Below are 17940 nucleotides of genomic sequence, written 5' to 3'. Positions count from 1 at the left end.
AGTGATTCCCTACTTGTCATAAACAAGGACGAGCGTGATATACTGCGCCGCTACAAAGTCACCCGGGTTATCTGGGCGACAAGCAAACAGACCAAATACCTAGATAAGGGGATCCCTTTGCAGCTTCAAGAACTACACGATTTTATTGTTGATAAAGTAGATGACATCAAAGCACAAGACATTGTTTCTTTGGATGTACGCGGCAAGTCTAGCATCACAGACTTCATGGTTGTATGTACCGGTACGTCTAACCGTCACGTTGCTTCGATTGCCGATCACGTTAACAAAGAATCTAAGCTAATTAGCTACCCGCCGTTTGGGATCAGCGGTGAAGACGATGCCGAGTGGGTGATCGTCGATATGGGCAGTGTTATGCTACACATCATGCAAAAAGATGCGCGTGATCTGTACCAACTGGAGAAGCTTTGGGGCTAACTGACAATGAAGCTTCAACTGATCGCTGTTGGCACTAAGATGCCCAAATGGGTTGAGGAAGGCTACAAAGAATATAGCCGTCGCTTCCCCAAAGATATGCCCCTTGAGTTGGTGGAAATTTCTGCTGGCAAACGCGGCAAAAATGCAGACATCGCCCGTATTCTTCAAAAAGAAGGCGAAGCGATGCTGGCGGCTGTGCCGAAAGGCAACCGTATAGTCACCCTTGATATCCCGGGCAAACGCTGGGATACCGAGCAGTTGGCTGAACAGTTAGAAGCATGGAAGCTGGATGCTCGCGATGTGTCTATTCTGATCGGCGGACCGGAAGGGCTATCACCCGCTTGTAAGGCAGCGGCAGAGCAAAGCTGGTCATTATCGCCACTTACCCTACCGCACCCATTGGTGCGCGTTGTTATGGCTGAAAGTTTGTATCGGGCGTGGAGTATCACGGCCAATCATCCGTATCACAGGGAATAAACCACAATGAGACAAAAGCGAACGCAGATCCGCGACCACCGGGCTGAGTCGGCGCTATTTTTTCGCCGGGCTCTTGTCTCATTTATCGGTATTGTCGTGCTGGTCAGTGTCCTGCTCACGAATTTGTACCATATTCAAATTCGTGAACATGATGACTACCAGACACGCTCTAACGATAATCGGATCAAAGTCGTCCCTGTAGCCCCGAACCGCGGTCTGATCTACGACCGTAATGGGGTGCTGCTGGCCGAAAACAGGCCGGTCTACTCGCTGGAAATCACCACCGAAAAAGTCCCCGACCTTGACGATACCTTTGCCCGCCTAAAAACCTTAATGGGCATTACCGATGACCAAATTGCGCGCTTTGATCGCGAACGTCGTCGTACCCGTCGTTTTAAATCCGTTCCGCTGCTCAACCAGATGACAGAAGCACAAGTGGCCCTGTTCTCCGTCAATCAGTTCCAGTTTCCAGGGGTAGAAGTCAAAGCCTATCTCAAACGCTACTACCCGTACCGTGATGCACTGACCCACGTGCTCGGCTATGTGGCAAAAATCAATGATCGTGATATCGATCGTCTGGAACGCGAAGACAAGATCAGCAACTACAAAGCGACCCGTGATATCGGCAAGCTGGGCGTTGAAAAATATTACGAAGATCTGCTGCACGGCACCTCCGGCTATCAGGAAGTGGAAGTCAACAGCCGTGGCCGGATCATTCGCACCCTGAAATACGTGCCCCCGATCCCGGGCAAAGACATTAAACTCAATATTGATATCGAGCTGCAACTGTACGTGAAAGAGTTGCTGACCGAACGCAAACTCGATCCCGACACGGGCGAAGAGCTCATCAAGTTCAAACGTGGCTCCGTGGTGGTATTGGATCCGCGAGATTCCTCTGTGTTGGCGATGGTATCAAGCCCAAGTTATGACCCGAACTTGTTTGTTCACGGCATTTCAGGCAAGCAGTATCGCGCCCTGTTAAATAACAAAAACCGCCCGCTGGTGAACCGTGTCACGCTGGGGATCTACCCACCGGCATCTACCGTGAAGCCCATGATTGCGGTCGCCGCACTGACTGAAGGGGTGATCACGCCACGCACGACCCGTAATGATCCGGGTTACTGGCGTATCCCGAACTCCAACAGTCGCCCATTCCGTGACTGGTTACGTTGGGGTCACGGTAAAGTGAACATTTACAAAGCGATTGAAGAATCCGTCGATACCTTCTTCTATCAAGTAGCCTACGACATGGGCATTGATCGCCTCTCCACTTGGATGGGACGCTTTGGTTACGGGGAATACACAGGCATCGATATTCACGAAGAAAGCAAAGCCAACATGCCCACCCGTGAATGGAAACAAGCCCGCTTCCGCCAACCATGGTATCAAGGTGACACCATTCCTGTCGGGATCGGCCAGGGTTACTGGACCGCCACGCCGCTGCAAATTGCCAAAGCCACAACGGTATTGGTGAACAACGGCCGTGTTCAGGCACCACATTTGCTCAAAGACGTGATTGACGAAAACGTGGAAGTGCCCGCGAAATATGATGATTTCCCGCCGATCGACAATGTGAGTCAGGAAGATTGGGATATCGCGAAAGATGGCATGTACCGCGTACTGTACGGCACACGAGGCACCGCACGCCGCGCCTTCTATGGCGCAAAATACAAGGCAGGCGGTAAATCGGGCTCTGCACAGGTCTTTGGTTTAGCTGAAGATCAGGAATACAACGCCGATGAATTGGAAGAGCATTTGCGCGACCATGCCCTCTTCACGGCCTTTGCCCCGTTTGAGAAACCGGAAGTGGTGGTTTCCATGGTGCTTGAGAATGCCGGCGGGGGCTCCTCGAACGGGGGACCGGTCGCACGTAAGATCTTTGACCATATGCTCCTCAAGCCGGGCGAGCAGTTGGATCCCTTGGTCGCGATCGTGGACAGACAAATGGCGGAGGTCACGCAATGAGTGTGATGGCAGCAACCGGACACAAACGGACATTGGGCGATCGCTTGCACTTAGATATCCCCTTACTGTTGGGGATCGTCACACTGATGGGCTTTGCCCTGATGGTGATGTACAGTGCCAGCGGACAAAATCTGGCCATGATGGAACGTCAGGCCGTGCGCATGCTACTTTCACTCGGGGTAATGTTTATCCTTGCCCAAATTGCCCCACGCCATTATGAGGCGTGGGCGCCCTACCTGTTTGGGGTAGGGTTGCTGCTCTTACTGGGGGTGCTGTTTTTCGGCGAAGCCTCCAAAGGAGCGCAGCGGTGGCTGAATCTCGGCGTTGTCCGGTTTCAGCCCTCCGAGCTCATCAAGCTCGCCGTCCCCTTAATGGTTGCCCGTTATATCGGCAACCGCCCGCTCCCCCCCAGTTTAAAGCATATCGTGATCGCCCTGATCATGGTGTTCGTCCCCACCATCCTGATAGCCAAACAGCCGGATCTCGGCACCTCCATCCTCATCGCCGCCTCCGGTATCTTTGTTCTCTTCCTGTCTGGGATCAGCTGGCGCATCATTAGTGCCTCCATCGTATTAGTCAGCGCCTTTATTCCGGTACTGTGGATCTTCCTGATGCGGGACTACCAACGCACTCGCGTACTCACCCTGTTCAATCCAGAATCCGATCCGCTCGGCGCGGGCTATCACATTATTCAATCGAAAATCGCGATTGGTTCTGGCGGGTTAGCCGGTAAGGGCTGGATGCAGGGCACCCAATCTCAACTCGAATTTTTGCCCGAGCGCCATACCGATTTCATTTTTGCCGTGATTGCGGAAGAGTGGGGATTGGTCGGCGTCACCTGCTTGCTGGCGATCTACCTGTTTATTATCGCCCGCGGCCTGATGCTCGCCAGTCGCGCACAAACCGCCTTTGGCCGCATGATGGCAGGCAGCATCATGCTGAGCTTCTTCGTCTATATTTTTGTTAATATTGGCATGGTCAGTGGCCTATTGCCGGTGGTCGGGGTACCATTACCCCTCGTCAGTTACGGGGGCACCTCCATGGTCACCCTGATGGCCGGTTTCGGTATCCTGATGTCTATCCATACTCACAGAAAAATGTTGTCCAAGGCGACCTAAATGCGCATTACCCCTTTAATTCTTGCCCTGATCCTTGCAGGCTGTAGTTCCACGCCCCCGAACGATGATCGCTATTCGATCGCTGATGATGTGGCGCCGACCTCGTCACCGACCCTAGATCACATCGAGGACGCTCAACCCCGCTATGAACCCTACAGCTTAGCGGGGAACAAAGACTACACCTTGCGCGGTAAGCACTATCAAATTGTGCGCGGCAACCAAGCCTTTACGGAAACCGGTGATGCCTCTTGGTATGGACAAAAGTTCCATGGCCATAAAACCTCGAACGGTGAAATCTACGACATGTACTCCATGACGGCCGCACACAAAACGCTGCCCCTGCCGAGCTATGTCAAAGTCACCAACACCCGCAATGGCAAAGTCGCGATTGTGCGCGTGAATGACCGTGGTCCCTTCCACGATGGCCGTATTATCGACTTGAGCATGGCGGCAGCCACCAAATTGGATGTGATCAAGTACGGTACCGCCCCGGTTAAGATCGAGGTGATCCGTATCGAGAAACCGGCAAACCCGGATGAATGGCAAAGTGCCAACCCTAACGAGTACTTTGTGCAGTTAGCGGCAGTGACCAATGCGGAAAAAGCCCAGCAAACTGCCAAAACACTGGAAGCCGAATTCAATACCCCTATTGATATTAAAAAAGCCGATAACGCGGAGATCTTCCGCCTTCGCTTGGGGCCTTACATCGACCGTGATGAAGCCATGGCGCAGCGTGACAAGGCCAAAGCCAAACGCTACCCGCAAGCCTTTATCATTACATCGACCCGCGAGTTGGAACCAAAATCCTAAATTCGACTCTGACAAACACCGTGGTCGGTCACCCAGCGTGACCGACCGCACTTTTTTTCACGTATTCATGTCAAAAAATGTCAAGAGTCAGCCCGCAATGGTGGATATCCTCGGCCAGTGCTGGCCACTTAATGACAATCTGATATGATGTGTGAAGTTTTTTTGCAATCGACAAATTAAGTTACAACCATCATGAAGAAATCTGCTGCACTTATTCGTTCTGTAGCTGTCTCGGCAACCTTGCTGGCTTCAGTCTCTGCTATCGCGGCCCCAGCCGTTGTTCCCGAAGCCCCGCAAATCGCGGCCAAGGGTTACGTACTTATGGATTACCATTCAGGTAAAATCCTAGCGGGTTACAAAGAGTACGATCAAATTCCACCAGCAAGTTTGACCAAGATGATGACCAGTTATGTCATCGGACAGGAAATCAAACGCGGCAATATCTCTATGGATGATACGGTCGTGGTGAGTAAAAACGCGTGGGCGAAAAACTTCCCAGGCTCATCGAAAATGTTCATTGAAGTGGGCAGCGAAGTGAAGGTCTCTGATCTGAACCGCGGCATCATCATTCAATCGGGCAACGATGCGTGTGTGGCCATGGCGGAACACGTCGCAGGCTCAACGGATTCGTTCGTTGATCTGATGAATGCATGGGCGAAGTCACTGGGTATGGATTCTACCCACTTTGCTAACGTACACGGCTTGGATAACCCGGACCTTTACACCACCCCTTACGACATGGCGCTACTGGCGCAAGGTCTGATCCGTGATGTGCCGGAAGAGTTCGCGATCTACAAAGAGAAGTCTTTTACCTACAACGGCATTACGCAGTACAACCGTAACAGCCTGCTGTGGGACAAGAGCCTAAACGTGGACGGCCTGAAAACCGGTCACACCAACAACGCAGGTTACAGCTTGGTAAGTACAGCAACAGAAGGCAAAATGCGCCTGATCTCTGTTGTGATGGGCACCAAGAACCCGAATGCCCGTAAAGCAGAAAGTAAGAAACTGCTGAACTACGGCTTCCGTTTCTTTGAAACCGTTTCACCACACAAAGCTAACGCCACATTCGTCACTGAAAAAGTGTGGATGGGTGATGTGAGCGAAGTGTCACTGGGTGTCGCAGAAGATACTTACGTCACACTGCCACGCGGCCAGACCAAAGATTTGGCAGCCAGCTTCGTGCTTGAGAAAGAGCTAAAAGCCCCTATCAAGAAAGGCGATGTTGTCGGTAAACTGTACTACCGCGTGGGCGATGAAGAAATCGCACAATACCCGCTCATTGCGCTGAATGATGTGAACCAAGGCAGCCTATTTAGCCGTATGATTGATTACATCATGCTGCTGTTCAAAGGCTGGATGAGTTAATCCAACCATCAGATATACAACGAAAAGAGGTAACATTGTGTTACCTCTTTTTTTTTGCCTCCCTTTTCGGGGTGCCGCCCCTTCGCAACATTGCTTGAGAAAAGCGGGCTGAGCCATTAATATGCTCGATTAATATCGCAAAAAAAATGCAATACCTCGGAGTTCAGTATGCAGCAACAAGAACAACCAAAACTTAAAGACCTTTTGGAGTTTCCTTGTAAGTTCACTTACAAAGTTATGGGTTACAACAAACCTGAGCTCCCAGACTTGGTCGTTGGTGTGATCCAGCGTCATGCGCCGGGTGACTACATCCCAGATGTAAAACCAAGCGGCAAAGGCACGTACAGTGCTGTCTCTGTGTCAATCCAAGCGACGTCTATTGAGCAGGTAGAAACCCTGTATAAAGAGCTAGGCGAAATCGACATCGTTCGCATGGTGCTTTAATTCTAAATCCCCATAAAATTGGCGGCTGAAAATTCAGCCGCCAAGTTTTATAATACCCAACGGTATCCAACACCCATGCGGGGTGTCACAGGTCCAGTCTCTGTTAAATGACAATGTGGGTGTGACTTTGCAAAATACAATCATTATTCGGAATCTTGGTCGTAAAGACTACGAACCTGTCTGGCAAGCCATGCATCAATTCACCGATGCGCGTACCGCCGAAACAACCGATGAAATTTGGCTGGTTGAACACAACCCCGTGTTTACCCAAGGCCAAGCCGGCAAAGCAGAGCACCTGCTCAACACAGGGGATATTCCTGTGGTGCAAAGCGATCGCGGCGGCCAAGTCACTTACCATGGCCCCGGCCAATTGGTGGCCTACATCCTGATTGATCTACGTAAAAATAAATTGGGTGTGCGCGATCTTGTCTCGCATATCGAAAATACAGTGATCAATACCCTCTCCCATTTTGGGATACAATCAACGGCCCGCCCTGACGCGCCTGGCGTGTATGTCGATAATCAAAAGATATGCTCCCTTGGCCTGCGGATCAGACGCGGTTGCTCTTTTCACGGTCTGGCACTCAATATCAACATGGATCTGGCTCCATTTTTACGCATAAACCCGTGTGGTTATGCAGGGATGGCAATGACCCAAACTGCGTTATTAGATGGGCCATCAGAACTAACGGAAGTTCAGCCTGTACTTGTAGAAGAGCTGGTCAAACTGCTCGATTATCAGAGCATTGAGTGGATAACGGAAAGCAATTCATGAGTAAACCAATAAAAATTGAACAAGGTGTCAAATACCGTGATGCCGACAAAATGGCCCTTATCCCGGTACGCAATGTTGCCGAAGAAGCGCCAAAAGAAGTGCTGCGTAAGCCAGAATGGATGAAGATCAAACTGCCTTCTGACAGCAAGCGTATTCAAGACATTAAATCAGCGATGCGTAAAAACAAGCTGCATTCCGTGTGTGAAGAAGCGTCTTGCCCGAACTTGGCGGAATGTTTCAACCACGGTACCGCGACCTTTATGATCCTCGGTGCGATCTGTACACGTCGCTGCCCATTCTGTGATGTGGCCCACGGCCGCCCACTGCCACCCAATGCGGAAGAGCCAACTCAACTGGCCAAAACCATCGCTGACATGAAACTGCGCTATGTCGTGGTCACCTCTGTCGACCGTGATGATCTGCGTGATGGCGGTGCACAACACTTTGCCGACTGTACCCGTGAAATTCGCACCTTAAATCCTGAGATCAAGATTGAAACCTTGGTACCGGATTTCCGTGGTCGCATGGATACAGCGCTGGATGTATTGCGCGATAACCCGCCAGATGTGTTCAACCACAACTTGGAAACCGCACCGCGCTTGTACCGTAAAGCGCGCCCAGGGGCGAACTACCAGTGGTCATTGGATCTGTTGAAGAAATTCAAAGAGATGCACCCTGACGTACCAACCAAATCAGGCTTAATGATGGGCTTGGGTGAAACCAAGGAAGAGATCATTGAAGTACTGAAGGATTTACGTGCGCACGGTGTGACCATGCTGACCATTGGCCAATACTTGGCACCAAGCCGTCACCACCTGCCGGTAGAACGCTATGTACCGCCTGCTGAATTTGATGAGCTGAAAGAGATCGCCCTTGAGATTGGCTTTACCCATGCCGCGTGTGGTCCGTTTGTTCGTTCGTCTTACCATGCTGACATGCAAGCCCGTGGCGAAGAAGTGAAATAACCCTCACGTTATCGACCACAGCCAAGCTACATGCATAAAAAGAAACACGCATAAAAAAACCGCTACAGGCTCAGCCTTTAGCGGTTTTTTATTGCCATGACTTTGGTGCTGCTAAGCAGAACGCAAACGCAGAGCCGTTTTAGCCTTGGTTAGCTTGCTCAATCACAGCGGCCAATACCGGCGCCAAGCTGTTCAGGGCTTCTTCAGAGACAGGTTTACCTTTTGCGTCAGTCACATTGATTGACGTACGGTTACCTAAATCACCTAGCTGAATATTGTAGTTACGGCTATCCAACTGAAGCGGTTGCGTACCCAGTTCATCCCAGAACGTATCATCCATCGGCTTGTATTTCACCTCAAGGATACCTTGTGAACGGTTGCGACCTTCGACGGTAAAGCCTGTCTGGCCTAACAATTCAGGTACACGCTCCCAGAACACATCGTAAGGGGCACGCGCGATGATCACAGGCAGACCACTGCGGTCTTGTCCCATCGAAATAGGGATCTGCTTCACCAATGCCTGCGCACGTAAACGCGCTTGCTCACGCTCTTGGGCATCGTATTTCGCCGTGACCAAGTTAGTCATCAAAATGCTGTAACGCTCTTTGTTGTCTAACGTGACAGGTTGCTCTTTGCCGCCTTCACGCCAGTCAATCAAGCTGATACTGAACATGTTACGACCGGCATCGCTGGATTTCTCAATGCGATAGCGGCTGCCAATTTCGGCGTCTTCATCGGCATTGTCCCAAGTTACCCAATCGGTCTCAATTACATTGGCTGACGTGCCACGTACATTGATATTTTGTGCTGCGATCAAGTCTTGCACCAAGCGCCAGACACGGTTCAATTCTTCCGGCGAGGCCAACAACAATGTGACACCCTCGTCATCTTTCACCGAACGCGTACCCGGAATTAAAGACAACACCTGCTGCGGCGGACGAATATCCACCGCCGGTCCCACCGCCCCTGAATACTGTTTGGCTGGGATCGCGTACTCCGTGTTCTGTGACGGCTGGGCACCCGCCGGTATCGTCCACGTTTCCAACGGGGTGGTTTCAAGGTAATTGAAATCTTGATTAGCCTGACGACGGCGTTCCGCACCGTCAGAACAGCCAGCCAGTGTTACGACAGCTACCGCCGCCGCCACCAGCTTATACTTGTAATTCATTCCGCTTCTGCGCTCCTACGCTCTAGCAAATTACAGCAGGACGTTGGCATCCTTCAGAGCCGCCATCACTACTGGTTGGGCTGATTCGCTCAGCTCGGTCAGCGGTAAGCGCAAATGACCATGCTTAATTAAACCGAGTTGATGCGCTGCCCATTTTACGGGGATCGGGTTCGATTCAACAAACAATTGCTGATGCAAAGGCATCAAACGTTGATTGATCGCATTCGCTGCCGTGAAATCCCCTGATAGGGCCAACTTAAACATGGTCGCCATTTCGTTCGCGGCCACATTCGCCGTGACCGAAATCACACCATGACCACCTTCGGCGACAAAATCTAAACCGGTTTCGTCATCACCGCTAAGTTGGATAAAATCATCGCCACAAAGTTCCCGTGTTTTCTTCACGCGAGCAATATCGCCCGTGGCATCTTTGATCCCGACAATGTTGTCGATTTTAGCCAAGCGCGCCACCGTCTCTGGCAACATGTCGACGCCCGTACGGCCTGGCACATTGTAAAGCACCTGAGGTAAATCCGTCGCTTCTGCGATGGCTTTGAAATGCTGGTATAGGCCTTCTTGCGTTGGCTTATTGTAGTAAGGGGTGACTGTTAAACAGCCCGCAATACCCGAGCCTGAAAACAGTTTGCTAAAAGTGATGGCTTCATGAGTAGCATTGGCGCCCGTACCTGCGAGTACGGGGACGCGTCCTTGCGCATACTCTAATGTTTTGAGTACGACTTTTACGTGTTCATCAACCGTCAATGTGGCTGACTCACCGGTGGTGCCCATTGCGACAATGGCATCAGTGCCTGCTGCAATGTGGTATTCCACTAATGATGCTAAACTGGCGTAATCCACTTCACCTGCATCATCGAGCGGTGTAATTAGTGCTACCATGCTTCCTGAAAACATGTCCATCTCCCCCTGTATAAACCGATCTTGGCTGCGTTAAGAACTATATGGATAAACCGAATAAATAAGGCTACCAAGTCAAACCATACTACTTTTCAGTTACAGTAAACTCAAGACAACTCTGTGTAAATCCGTGATGACGCACTGTCTGCCAAAAGCTTAATTTTACATCTTAGATTGCTTGGCTCGGTCACTGTCTGTGCTACCATGCGGAAGGTCTTCATTAAGTGATGTAATAAAATATGGAACATTATCTCGTCGTTACAGCTGTCGGTACGGATCGCCCTGGGATATCCGATGAAATTACACGACTGGTCACCCATTGTGATTGCAACATTGTTGATAGCCGTCTTGCCATCTTCGGGCGAGAGTTCACGCTGATCATGTTGCTCTCTGGGACCGCGAATGCCATCACCCGGGTGGAATCCACGCTACCGCTCAAAGCCCAAGAGCATGACTTGCTCACCATGATGAAACGCACGAGCAAGCATGAGTTTCGCTATTTTCCTTATACTGCTGAATTTCACATTGAAGCCGACGACAGCCCCGGTCTCATTGAACAATTCACGCGCTTTTTGGCCACCCGTGGGATTGATATTGGCTCGTTGAGCGCCCATACCCATGAGAGTAAGCAATCTGAGGTACCGAATAAGTTTATGCTACAGATCAGCACAAACTTGCCCGAAGGGTGCAACCTCATGACACTCCAAGAAGAATTCGAAGCGCTTTGCCAACAACTGAACGTCAGTGGCAACGTGACTTTCGTCGGCCATAATCAATAAGGAAAAACCCATGAACACATTAACGGCTGGCACACCAGCCCCAGCGTTTACCCTGCTCAACCAAGACGGTGAACCCGTCAGCCTGAGCGATTTTAAAGGGAAGAAAGTGCTTGCGTATTTCTACCCGAAAGCGATGACACCCGGCTGTACCGTACAAGCCTGTGGCCTGCGCGACAGCAAAGCGGATCTCGACGCCCACAATGTAGTGGTACTGGGGATCAGTATTGACCCGGTAAAACGCCTGCCGAAATTCATTGAACGCGACAACCTGAACTTTACCCTGCTGTCAGACGAAGACCACGCCGTTGCCGAGCAGTTTGGTGTCTGGGGCGAAAAGAAGTTTATGGGGAAAGTGTATGACGGTCTGCACCGCCTCAGCTTTCTGATCGATGAAAACGGCACCATTGAGCATGTATTCAATAAGTTCAAAACCAAAGATCACCATGAAGTGGTCATGAACTACTTACAAACGGCCCAGTGATCCGTTGTCTGTGTCTCACACATAAAAAAGGCCGCATTCACATGCGTAATGCTGATCAGTTAACGAAAAAATAATCAGTTGAACGATCCTTACAGCATGTCAAAATCCGAGTGTATTCACTGCACTCGGATTTTTTTATGTTCCTCAGACAAGCACTTCATGAAGTCCACTCATTTTCAGCAACAGAACTATCAGGGTTATCAGATCTCCTGTCTCCAGACATCATTGAACAGTGCTTAAACGATACCGGCGTTGCCACAATTCGAAAACGACGCCTACCAATGGAGCTAATGGTGTGGAGTGTCGTTGGGATGTCGTTGTATCGGCATCTTTCTATGGAAAAAGTTGTTTCTCAACTCGATATTCTCTTGCCGGGTAAGAAGCCATTTGTCGCACCGAGTGCTGTCATTCAGGCTCGAAAACGGCTGGGTCATGAACCGGTTGAAGCCGTATTTAACAAGACACAACAACTTTGGCATGAGAAAACACCGCATCCAGACTGGCACGGCTTAACATTACATGCTGTAGATGGCGTAGTGTGGCGAACACCGGACACGGCTGGTAATGACGCGCATTTTGGTCGAACAGGTAACAAGACGACCATTTCGGATTACCCCCAAGTTCGTATGGTTTGCCATATGGAACTCACGAGTCACCTTCTCAATAGTGCTGCTTTTGACTCCGTATCAGTGAGTGAAGTTGACCTGACTGCTCAACTTGTTGACCAATCTCCATCCCACAGCCTTACCGTATTTGACCGAGGTTTTTATGCCTTAGGATTACTTCACCGTTGGCAAAGTAGTGGTGAAGAAAAGCATTGGTTAATCCCGTTACGCAAAGGTGCACAATACACAACGATAGGCAAGCTAGGTAAAGGCCAGGAACTTGTGGAGTTGAGACTTTCCCCTCAAGCGAGAAAGAAATGGGCGGATGCACCTGAGACACTGCAAGCTCGTTTAATAACAAAAAAAATTAAAGGAAAAGAGGTAAAACTGTTGACCTCAATGACTGATCCGATGCGGTATCCGGGGGCTGATATCGCTGAGCTATACAGTCACCGTTGGGAAATAGAGTTGGGTTATCGGGAAATGAAGCAATATATGCTGCAAAACAACCTAACACTGAGAAGCAAGACTCCAGAGTTAGTGACCCAAGAGCTATGGGGAATGTTATTAGCTTACAACCTATTACGGTTCATGATGTGCCAAATGGCCTACTCACTGAAATCAGTAATGCCGTACCAAATAGGTTTTAAACAAGCATCAATCTTCTTACTCAGCCAACTTCAACTCCTGCCCGCAGTAGCACCGGGTCGTATACCAGAAGTGATGAATTACATACTGGATATGGCGGAAAGCTTTGTTTTGCCCGATAGAAAAGAGCGGAGTTATCCGAGAGCAGTAAAGAAAAGGCCGAGTCGCTATGCGACTCGGCCTCTGAAGAAACGTAAGTTATCTTAACTTACATGCATTACGCATTCACATGCGGCCTTTTTCTTTGTTTTTCGTGATATTTTTCTTTGCCATCGCTGAGCATGAACAGGGTTCACCGCTCGCTGGACGTTAGAGCGTCATGTCTTGTGATTCTTGCGGCTCTGTCGCACGTAGCGCATTCCAGACCGCCTTCACCAAGGTCGCCAATGGGATAGCAAAGAACACGCCCCAGAAGCCCCACAAGCCGCCAAACACCAGTACCGCCACAATGATCGCCACAGGGTGTAGGTTCACCGCCTCGGAGAACAACACCGGCACCAGTACGTTACCGTCCAAGGCTTGAATAATGCCGTACGCCACCAGCAACCACCAGAAATCAGGGCTGATCCCCCACTGGAACAAGCCGACCATGGCGACCGGAATGGTGACCGCAGCGGCCCCGATGTACGGGATCAATACCGAGAAGCCAACCAACACGCCTAACAGCACCGCATAACGCAGGTCCATCACCTCAAACGTAATATAGCTGGCGATACCCACAATGAAAATTTCGGTCACTTTACCGCGAATGTAATTGGAGATCTGCTCGTTCATCTCCACCCCGACCTTGCTCGCTAAACGGCGATTACGCGGCAATAAACCGCTCAAGGTGGCCAGCATTTCATCTTTGTCTTTTAGCAAGAAAAACACCAGCAAGGGCACCAAAATCAAATACACCGCCAAAGTGGCTAAGCTCACCAAAGAAGCAACAGACCCTTTGACCGCGCTCTCTCCCATGCCCAGCACTTTCACGCGCAACGCATCCATAAAGGTGACCACTTGGTGCGGTTGTACGAAATCAGGATAACGCTCAGGCAGACTCGAGACGTACGCTTGCAGCCCGTTAAACATGTTGGGCACATCCGCCAACAAGTTCCCGACCTGATGCCAGATAGTCGGCACCAAACCAAAGATCGCCATCACCATCAGGCCGGCAAAAATCAGCAGCACGCCCATCACCGATAAGGTGCGCGGTAACCCGAGACGGGTCAGTTGCACCACCGGCCATTCCAGTAAATACGCCAGAACAATGGCGACGAGCAACGGGGCAATTAAGTGCCCGAAGAAATAAATGGTCAGGAAGCCACCCAGCAGGATAGCCACCAAACTCACCGCGTGGGGATCAGAAAATCGACGCTGATACCAGCGGTTAAGCATCTCTAACATAAACAGTTATCGCCTTTGGTCACAGTGATTGCCAGTACGTGATGGCTATCCACCAATACCTCTATCGCCAATCCTTGGGTAGAGAGGTAACGGGGAATATCTTGCCTCGCGCCTGCGTCAGTCATATGAATTTCCATTTGTTCGCCTTTTTTCAGCGCATGGGTGGCCCTTTTTGCCAAAAGCAGTGCCATCGGGCAACGTTCTGCGGTCAAATCAAGCATTGCCTGTTCCCTTCCGATATACTGACAATTGACATTCATCAGGTTATTGTAAAGGACATCCTAACGACAAAAAAGAAACCTGTCGCAGGTTTCGTTGTCAGAAGCTCTTGTTAATTCATCCCTAGTGACCCCACAATGGTCGGATTCGCAGTCACTTAGGTAGCGACCCATCTAGCCTCGCGGTAGAGCGGTATAAAGAATACGCAACAGAAGGCGGTACCCATTATTAGCATGATTCCCTTTGCCCAATTTCTTGAAATGCCACGCCGATTAGCCCCGGCTTGTGTGCTCGTTGGTGCCCTGCTCAGCGCAAACAGTGCGTCTGCGACCAACAGTCTCAATCAGCTGCCCGAAATCGGCACCGCTGCCGCCGCAACATTAAGTATTGAAAAAGAGATGGAATACGGGGATGCCTACATGCGGATGCTGCGTGCCAGCATGCCGATCATCAGCGATCCTCTGCTGGCAGAATACATTCAAGATCTCGGTCACCGACTGGTCGCTAACGCCAGTGATGTCCGCACGCCTTTTAGCTTTATTCTGATCCAAAACCGCAATATTAACGCCTTTGCTTTCTTTGGTGGCCATGTAGCTATTCACTCTGGGCTGTTTCTGCATGCCCGTAACGAAAGTGAATTGGCTTCGGTCGTAGCGCACGAAATCGCCCACGTGACCCAACGCCATTTAGCGCGCAGTATGGAAGATCAAGCCAAAAAATCACCGGCCACATTGGCCGCTTTGATTGGCTCAATGATGCTGGCCATTGCCGCACCGGAAGCGGGTATTGCCGCCATTCACGCCACGACAGCAGCCTCAGCGCAAGGGCAAATCAACTACACCCGCAGCAACGAAAAAGAAGCGGATCGCATCGGCATTGCCACGCTGTCAAAATCCGGCTTTGATGTGCAAGCCATGCCCCGCTTTTTTGGCCGCTTAGCGGATCAATACCGTTACGCCAGCAAACCACCGGCCATGTTACTGACGCACCCCTTACCGGAATCCCGGATCACGGACAGTCGCAGTCGTGCCGCCCAGTACCCGAAGCATACCGTGCCGACGTCAGCACGGTATCAATTGGCACGTTCCCGCATTATCGCGCGTTATGCAGGGCTAGAAAGCAAAGCCGCACTGGATTGGTTTGCACGTGAACTGAAAAGAAACGATCCGGCTCGCCGTGATGCACTGCATTACGGACAAGCCTTGGTGTACATCGATTCCGAGCAATACCAACAAGCCCATGCGCTGCTCGATCCGCTGCTCGCGAAAGATCCGACCAATCGCTTCTATATCGATTCCGCAACCGATCTGGATTTGCACCAAAAGCACTACAGCAAAGCGATCTCGCGTCTGGAAAACGCACTAAAAAGCCACCCGAACCAAAAAGTGCTGAACCTGAATTTGGCGAATGCCTTGCAAGAGGCGAATCGTAATAAAGAAAGTATTCCTATCCTGACCCGCTATACCTATGATCATCCTGACGACTCGAATGGCTGGCACCTGCTGGCACAAGCACAGGCGGCAGATGGACGCCGTGATGCCGAATTGGCCGCACGGGCTGAATTGCTGGCGTTACGCGGGGCCTGGGAGAAAGCGATTCAGATGTACATTCAAGCCAGCCAAATGGTCGAAATCAACTCGCTGGATCAAGCCCGCTATGATGCCCGTATTGATCAGTTACGCTTAGCCCGCCAACGTTCCTCAAACCTTTGAGGAAAAAGCGTTTATTCTGCGCTTCTGAATGGCCACTACGCAGGTAAACACGACGGCAAGCCGTTTCTTCTTGATGACAGTTGCTCTACAATGGAGCAACATCATCAAAACACCGGTGACGACATTTGCGATCACCGGCTGAATAAAGGAAGTTTGTATGTCTGTCGTGATTTACCATAACCCTCGCTGCTCAAAAAGCCGTGAAACGCTGGCACTCCTTGAAGACAAAGGCTTGACGCCAACCATCGTGACCTACCTCACTGACACACCGTCGGTTGAACAACTGCAAACCCTGCATCGTCAACTGGGTTTTGCGACGGTGCGTGACATGATGCGCACCAAAGAAGCCCTGTATAAAGAGCTGGCACTGGGTGACGACGCGGTGACTGACGCCCAATTGTTTGACGCGATGCACGCGAATCCCAAACTGATCGAGCGCCCAATCGTGGTGAACGGTGATAACGCGGCGATGGGCCGTCCGCCGGAAAACGTACTGACCGTACTCTAACAAGGACATCCGCCATGCATTCCCTTTTGGTGCTCTATTACAGCCGCCACGGCAGCACTCGCCAACTGGCGCGACACATCGCCCGGGGGATCGAGCAGGTCAACGGCTGCGAAGCCATTCTGCGCACCGTGATGGACATTGATAGCCAAGGCAACCTCATGGCGGATGACGGACGCGATCCGGTCGTATCCCGTGCCGATCTGGAACAATGTATCGGGCTGGCAATGGGCAGCCCTGTGCGTTTTGGTAATATGGCGGCTCCACTGAAGCATTTCATCGACAGCACCAGCGCCCAGTGGCTACAAGGCACACTGATCGGCAAACCTGCTTGCGTTTTTACCGCATCATCATCGCTGCATGGTGGCCAAGAAACCACTCTGCAATCCATGATGCTGCCGCTGCTCCATCACGGTATGCTCATTGTCGGCTTACCGTATTCCGAACCGGCCCTGCACACCACCCGCTCTGGCGGCACCCCTTATGGCCCCTCTCACTTTAACTCTGGTAAGGGCGTTGCCCTGAGTCAGGAAGAGTGTGAATTGGCTCAAGCCTGTGGCAAACGGCTGGCTGAAGCGGCCCTTAAACTGCACTAACCACACAAAGCCACCACGGCGTCAGACGCAACAGCGACATTTTCACGGAGGAAATATGCCTGCTCCTGCTATGCACACAACAACCCGTTTACTACGTTATGCCGCCCTCAGTGCAAATCTGGGGCTGATCGGCTGGGTGATCCTGTGGCAAACGACCTTATCCCCCCACCCGCATCTGAATCCTTGGATCATGGCCGGCCTCTGGGTGATCCCGATGTTACTCCCGCTACCGGGACTCCTTGCAGGGCGTCCGTACACCCATGCGTGGGCCAATTTCATTCTGATGTTTTATTTTCTGCATGGCTTCACGCTGCTATGGGTCGATGAAGGGGAACGCTGGCTAGCTGTTGTCGAACTGCTGATCACCACCCTTGCCTTTATCTGCAACATTCTGTTTGCCCGCCATCGAGGCCGAGAACTTGGGATCAAACTGAAACGCTTGTCACAGGTAGAAAAAGAAGAGAAAGCCCGCCACGAAGCCACCGAGTCATCACCCGCTCAACGCGATTGATGGCATCGGGTTGATAGCACTTCGTTGATCGTGCCAAATGGGTGGCGACAATTGACAG

General features: G+C 51.1%; 20 protein-coding genes. 16 read left to right on the top strand and 4 right to left on the bottom strand.

What is annotated here, in order from left to right; genetic code table 11:
- Window positions 1-117: 117 nt before the first annotated feature.
- The 9 genes from rsfS to lipA all read left to right on the top strand — a co-directional run bounded on the left by rsfS (window position 118) and on the right by lipA (window position 8357).
- Entirely contained in the window at window positions 118-435 is a 318-nt protein-coding gene (gene rsfS / locus ACSF8W_RS13955; protein WP_500848019.1) for a ribosome silencing factor, read from the top strand.
- Window positions 436-441: 6 nt separating this feature from the next.
- Window positions 442-912 (top strand): 23S rRNA (pseudouridine(1915)-N(3))-methyltransferase RlmH, encoded by a 471-nt coding sequence (gene rlmH, locus ACSF8W_RS13950; RefSeq protein WP_428478911.1) that lies wholly within the window; start codon window positions 442-444, stop codon window positions 910-912.
- Window positions 913-918: 6 nt separating this feature from the next.
- Window positions 919-2877: a penicillin-binding protein 2 gene (mrdA, locus tag ACSF8W_RS13945; protein ID WP_500847915.1), complete on the top strand. Its 1959-nt coding sequence runs from the start codon at window positions 919-921 to the stop codon at window positions 2875-2877.
- Window positions 2874-3995 (top strand): rod shape-determining protein RodA, encoded by a 1122-nt coding sequence (gene rodA, locus ACSF8W_RS13940; protein WP_500847914.1) that lies wholly within the window; start codon window positions 2874-2876, stop codon window positions 3993-3995. The genes mrdA and rodA overlap by 4 nt, the downstream gene beginning before the upstream one ends.
- On the top strand, window positions 3996-4805 hold the full coding sequence (locus ACSF8W_RS13935; protein ID WP_500847913.1) for a septal ring lytic transglycosylase RlpA family protein: 810 nt from the start codon (window positions 3996-3998) through the stop codon (window positions 4803-4805).
- Window positions 4806-4997: 192 nt separating this feature from the next.
- On the top strand, window positions 4998-6173 hold the full coding sequence (locus ACSF8W_RS13930) for a serine hydrolase (protein ID WP_500847912.1): 1176 nt from the start codon (window positions 4998-5000) through the stop codon (window positions 6171-6173).
- Window positions 6174-6341: 168 nt separating this feature from the next.
- Window positions 6342-6617, top strand: coding sequence for a DUF493 family protein YbeD (gene ybeD, locus ACSF8W_RS13925; protein WP_428478906.1), 276 nt, complete (start codon window positions 6342-6344; stop codon window positions 6615-6617).
- Window positions 6618-6744: 127 nt separating this feature from the next.
- Entirely contained in the window at window positions 6745-7392 is a 648-nt protein-coding gene (lipB, locus tag ACSF8W_RS13920) for a lipoyl(octanoyl) transferase LipB (protein WP_500847911.1), read from the top strand.
- Window positions 7389-8357 carry a lipoyl synthase gene (gene lipA / locus ACSF8W_RS13915; protein WP_500847910.1) on the top strand — a complete coding sequence of 323 codons (969 nt, stop codon included), beginning with the start codon at window positions 7389-7391 and terminating at the stop codon, window positions 8355-8357. Before lipB ends, lipA begins: the two co-directional genes overlap by 4 nt.
- Before the next feature lie 139 nt (window positions 8358-8496).
- Here lipA and bamC read toward each other — a convergent pair whose 3' ends face one another.
- Window positions 8497-9525, bottom strand: a complete 1029-nt coding sequence (bamC, locus tag ACSF8W_RS13910; protein WP_500847909.1) for an outer membrane protein assembly factor BamC — start codon at window positions 9523-9525, stop codon at window positions 8497-8499.
- A 30-nt stretch (window positions 9526-9555) separates the two neighbouring features.
- Window positions 9556-10437 (bottom strand): 4-hydroxy-tetrahydrodipicolinate synthase, encoded by an 882-nt coding sequence (dapA, locus tag ACSF8W_RS13905; RefSeq protein ID WP_500847908.1) that lies wholly within the window; start codon window positions 10435-10437, stop codon window positions 9556-9558.
- Between the two features lie 242 nt (window positions 10438-10679).
- Between dapA and ACSF8W_RS13900 the strand changes: the two genes are divergently transcribed.
- From ACSF8W_RS13900 to ACSF8W_RS13890, 3 genes are all read left to right on the top strand, one after another.
- Window positions 10680-11219 (top strand): glycine cleavage system transcriptional repressor, encoded by a 540-nt coding sequence (locus tag ACSF8W_RS13900; RefSeq protein WP_500847907.1) that lies wholly within the window; start codon window positions 10680-10682, stop codon window positions 11217-11219.
- 10 nt (window positions 11220-11229) lie between these two features.
- Window positions 11230-11700 carry a thioredoxin-dependent thiol peroxidase gene (bcp, locus tag ACSF8W_RS13895; protein WP_500847906.1) on the top strand — a complete coding sequence of 157 codons (471 nt, stop codon included), beginning with the start codon at window positions 11230-11232 and terminating at the stop codon, window positions 11698-11700.
- A gap of 137 nt (window positions 11701-11837) precedes the next feature.
- Complete coding sequence (locus tag ACSF8W_RS13890) at window positions 11838-13160, top strand: IS4 family transposase (protein WP_500847173.1); 1323 nt, start codon at window positions 11838-11840, stop codon at window positions 13158-13160.
- A 102-nt stretch (window positions 13161-13262) separates the two neighbouring features.
- On the opposite strand, the gene ACSF8W_RS13885 is transcribed toward ACSF8W_RS13890, so the two are convergent.
- The gene (locus ACSF8W_RS13885) at window positions 13263-14339 is read right to left on the bottom strand and encodes an AI-2E family transporter (RefSeq protein WP_500847905.1); all 1077 of its coding nucleotides are present in this window, start codon (window positions 14337-14339) and stop codon (window positions 13263-13265) included.
- Window positions 14333-14560, bottom strand: a complete 228-nt coding sequence (locus ACSF8W_RS13880; RefSeq protein ID WP_500847904.1) for a sulfurtransferase TusA family protein — start codon at window positions 14558-14560, stop codon at window positions 14333-14335. The genes ACSF8W_RS13885 and ACSF8W_RS13880 overlap by 7 nt, the downstream gene beginning before the upstream one ends.
- A gap of 231 nt (window positions 14561-14791) precedes the next feature.
- On the opposite strand from ACSF8W_RS13880, the gene bepA reads away from it, so the two are divergent.
- From bepA to ACSF8W_RS13860, 4 genes are all read left to right on the top strand, one after another.
- Window positions 14792-16270: a beta-barrel assembly-enhancing protease gene (gene bepA / locus ACSF8W_RS13875; protein ID WP_500847903.1), complete on the top strand. Its 1479-nt coding sequence runs from the start codon at window positions 14792-14794 to the stop codon at window positions 16268-16270.
- A gap of 157 nt (window positions 16271-16427) precedes the next feature.
- Window positions 16428-16778 (top strand): arsenate reductase (glutaredoxin), encoded by a 351-nt coding sequence (arsC, locus tag ACSF8W_RS13870; protein ID WP_500847902.1) that lies wholly within the window; start codon window positions 16428-16430, stop codon window positions 16776-16778.
- A gap of 14 nt (window positions 16779-16792) precedes the next feature.
- Complete coding sequence (wrbA, locus tag ACSF8W_RS13865) at window positions 16793-17371, top strand: NAD(P)H:quinone oxidoreductase (protein WP_500847901.1); 579 nt, start codon at window positions 16793-16795, stop codon at window positions 17369-17371.
- 55 nt (window positions 17372-17426) lie between these two features.
- On the top strand, window positions 17427-17882 hold the full coding sequence (locus ACSF8W_RS13860; RefSeq protein ID WP_500847900.1) for a DUF2069 domain-containing protein: 456 nt from the start codon (window positions 17427-17429) through the stop codon (window positions 17880-17882).
- Window positions 17883-17940 lie beyond the last annotated feature (58 nt).

The organism is Photobacterium sp. 270122K, from assembly GCF_059941365.1.
Note: the sequence above shows the minus strand (reverse complement) of the source record. Positions and strands in the feature narration are given on the sequence as shown.

Coding starts and splice junctions, on each gene's coding strand:
- ACSF8W_RS13860 (WP_500847900.1), top strand. CDS start 17,427: ATGCCTGCTCCTGCTATGCACACAACAACCCGTTTACTACGTTATGCC.
- ACSF8W_RS13930 (WP_500847912.1), top strand. CDS start 4,998: ATGAAGAAATCTGCTGCACTTATTCGTTCTGTAGCTGTCTCGGCAACC.
- wrbA (WP_500847901.1), top strand. CDS start 16,793: ATGCATTCCCTTTTGGTGCTCTATTACAGCCGCCACGGCAGCACTCGC.
- dapA (WP_500847908.1), bottom strand. CDS start 10,437: ATGTTTTCAGGAAGCATGGTAGCACTAATTACACCGCTCGATGATGCA.
- ACSF8W_RS13885 (WP_500847905.1), bottom strand. CDS start 14,339: ATGTTAGAGATGCTTAACCGCTGGTATCAGCGTCGATTTTCTGATCCC.
- arsC (WP_500847902.1), top strand. CDS start 16,428: ATGTCTGTCGTGATTTACCATAACCCTCGCTGCTCAAAAAGCCGTGAA.
- rodA (WP_500847914.1), top strand. CDS start 2,874: ATGAGTGTGATGGCAGCAACCGGACACAAACGGACATTGGGCGATCGC.
- ybeD (WP_428478906.1), top strand. CDS start 6,342: ATGCAGCAACAAGAACAACCAAAACTTAAAGACCTTTTGGAGTTTCCT.
- mrdA (WP_500847915.1), top strand. CDS start 919: ATGAGACAAAAGCGAACGCAGATCCGCGACCACCGGGCTGAGTCGGCG.
- ACSF8W_RS13935 (WP_500847913.1), top strand. CDS start 3,996: ATGCGCATTACCCCTTTAATTCTTGCCCTGATCCTTGCAGGCTGTAGT.
- bcp (WP_500847906.1), top strand. CDS start 11,230: ATGAACACATTAACGGCTGGCACACCAGCCCCAGCGTTTACCCTGCTC.
- bepA (WP_500847903.1), top strand. CDS start 14,792: ATGATTCCCTTTGCCCAATTTCTTGAAATGCCACGCCGATTAGCCCCG.
- ACSF8W_RS13900 (WP_500847907.1), top strand. CDS start 10,680: ATGGAACATTATCTCGTCGTTACAGCTGTCGGTACGGATCGCCCTGGG.
- ACSF8W_RS13890 (WP_500847173.1), top strand. CDS start 11,838: ATGTTCCTCAGACAAGCACTTCATGAAGTCCACTCATTTTCAGCAACA.
- bamC (WP_500847909.1), bottom strand. CDS start 9,525: ATGAATTACAAGTATAAGCTGGTGGCGGCGGCGGTAGCTGTCGTAACA.
- ACSF8W_RS13880 (WP_500847904.1), bottom strand. CDS start 14,560: ATGCTTGATTTGACCGCAGAACGTTGCCCGATGGCACTGCTTTTGGCA.
- lipA (WP_500847910.1), top strand. CDS start 7,389: ATGAGTAAACCAATAAAAATTGAACAAGGTGTCAAATACCGTGATGCC.
- rlmH (WP_428478911.1), top strand. CDS start 442: ATGAAGCTTCAACTGATCGCTGTTGGCACTAAGATGCCCAAATGGGTT.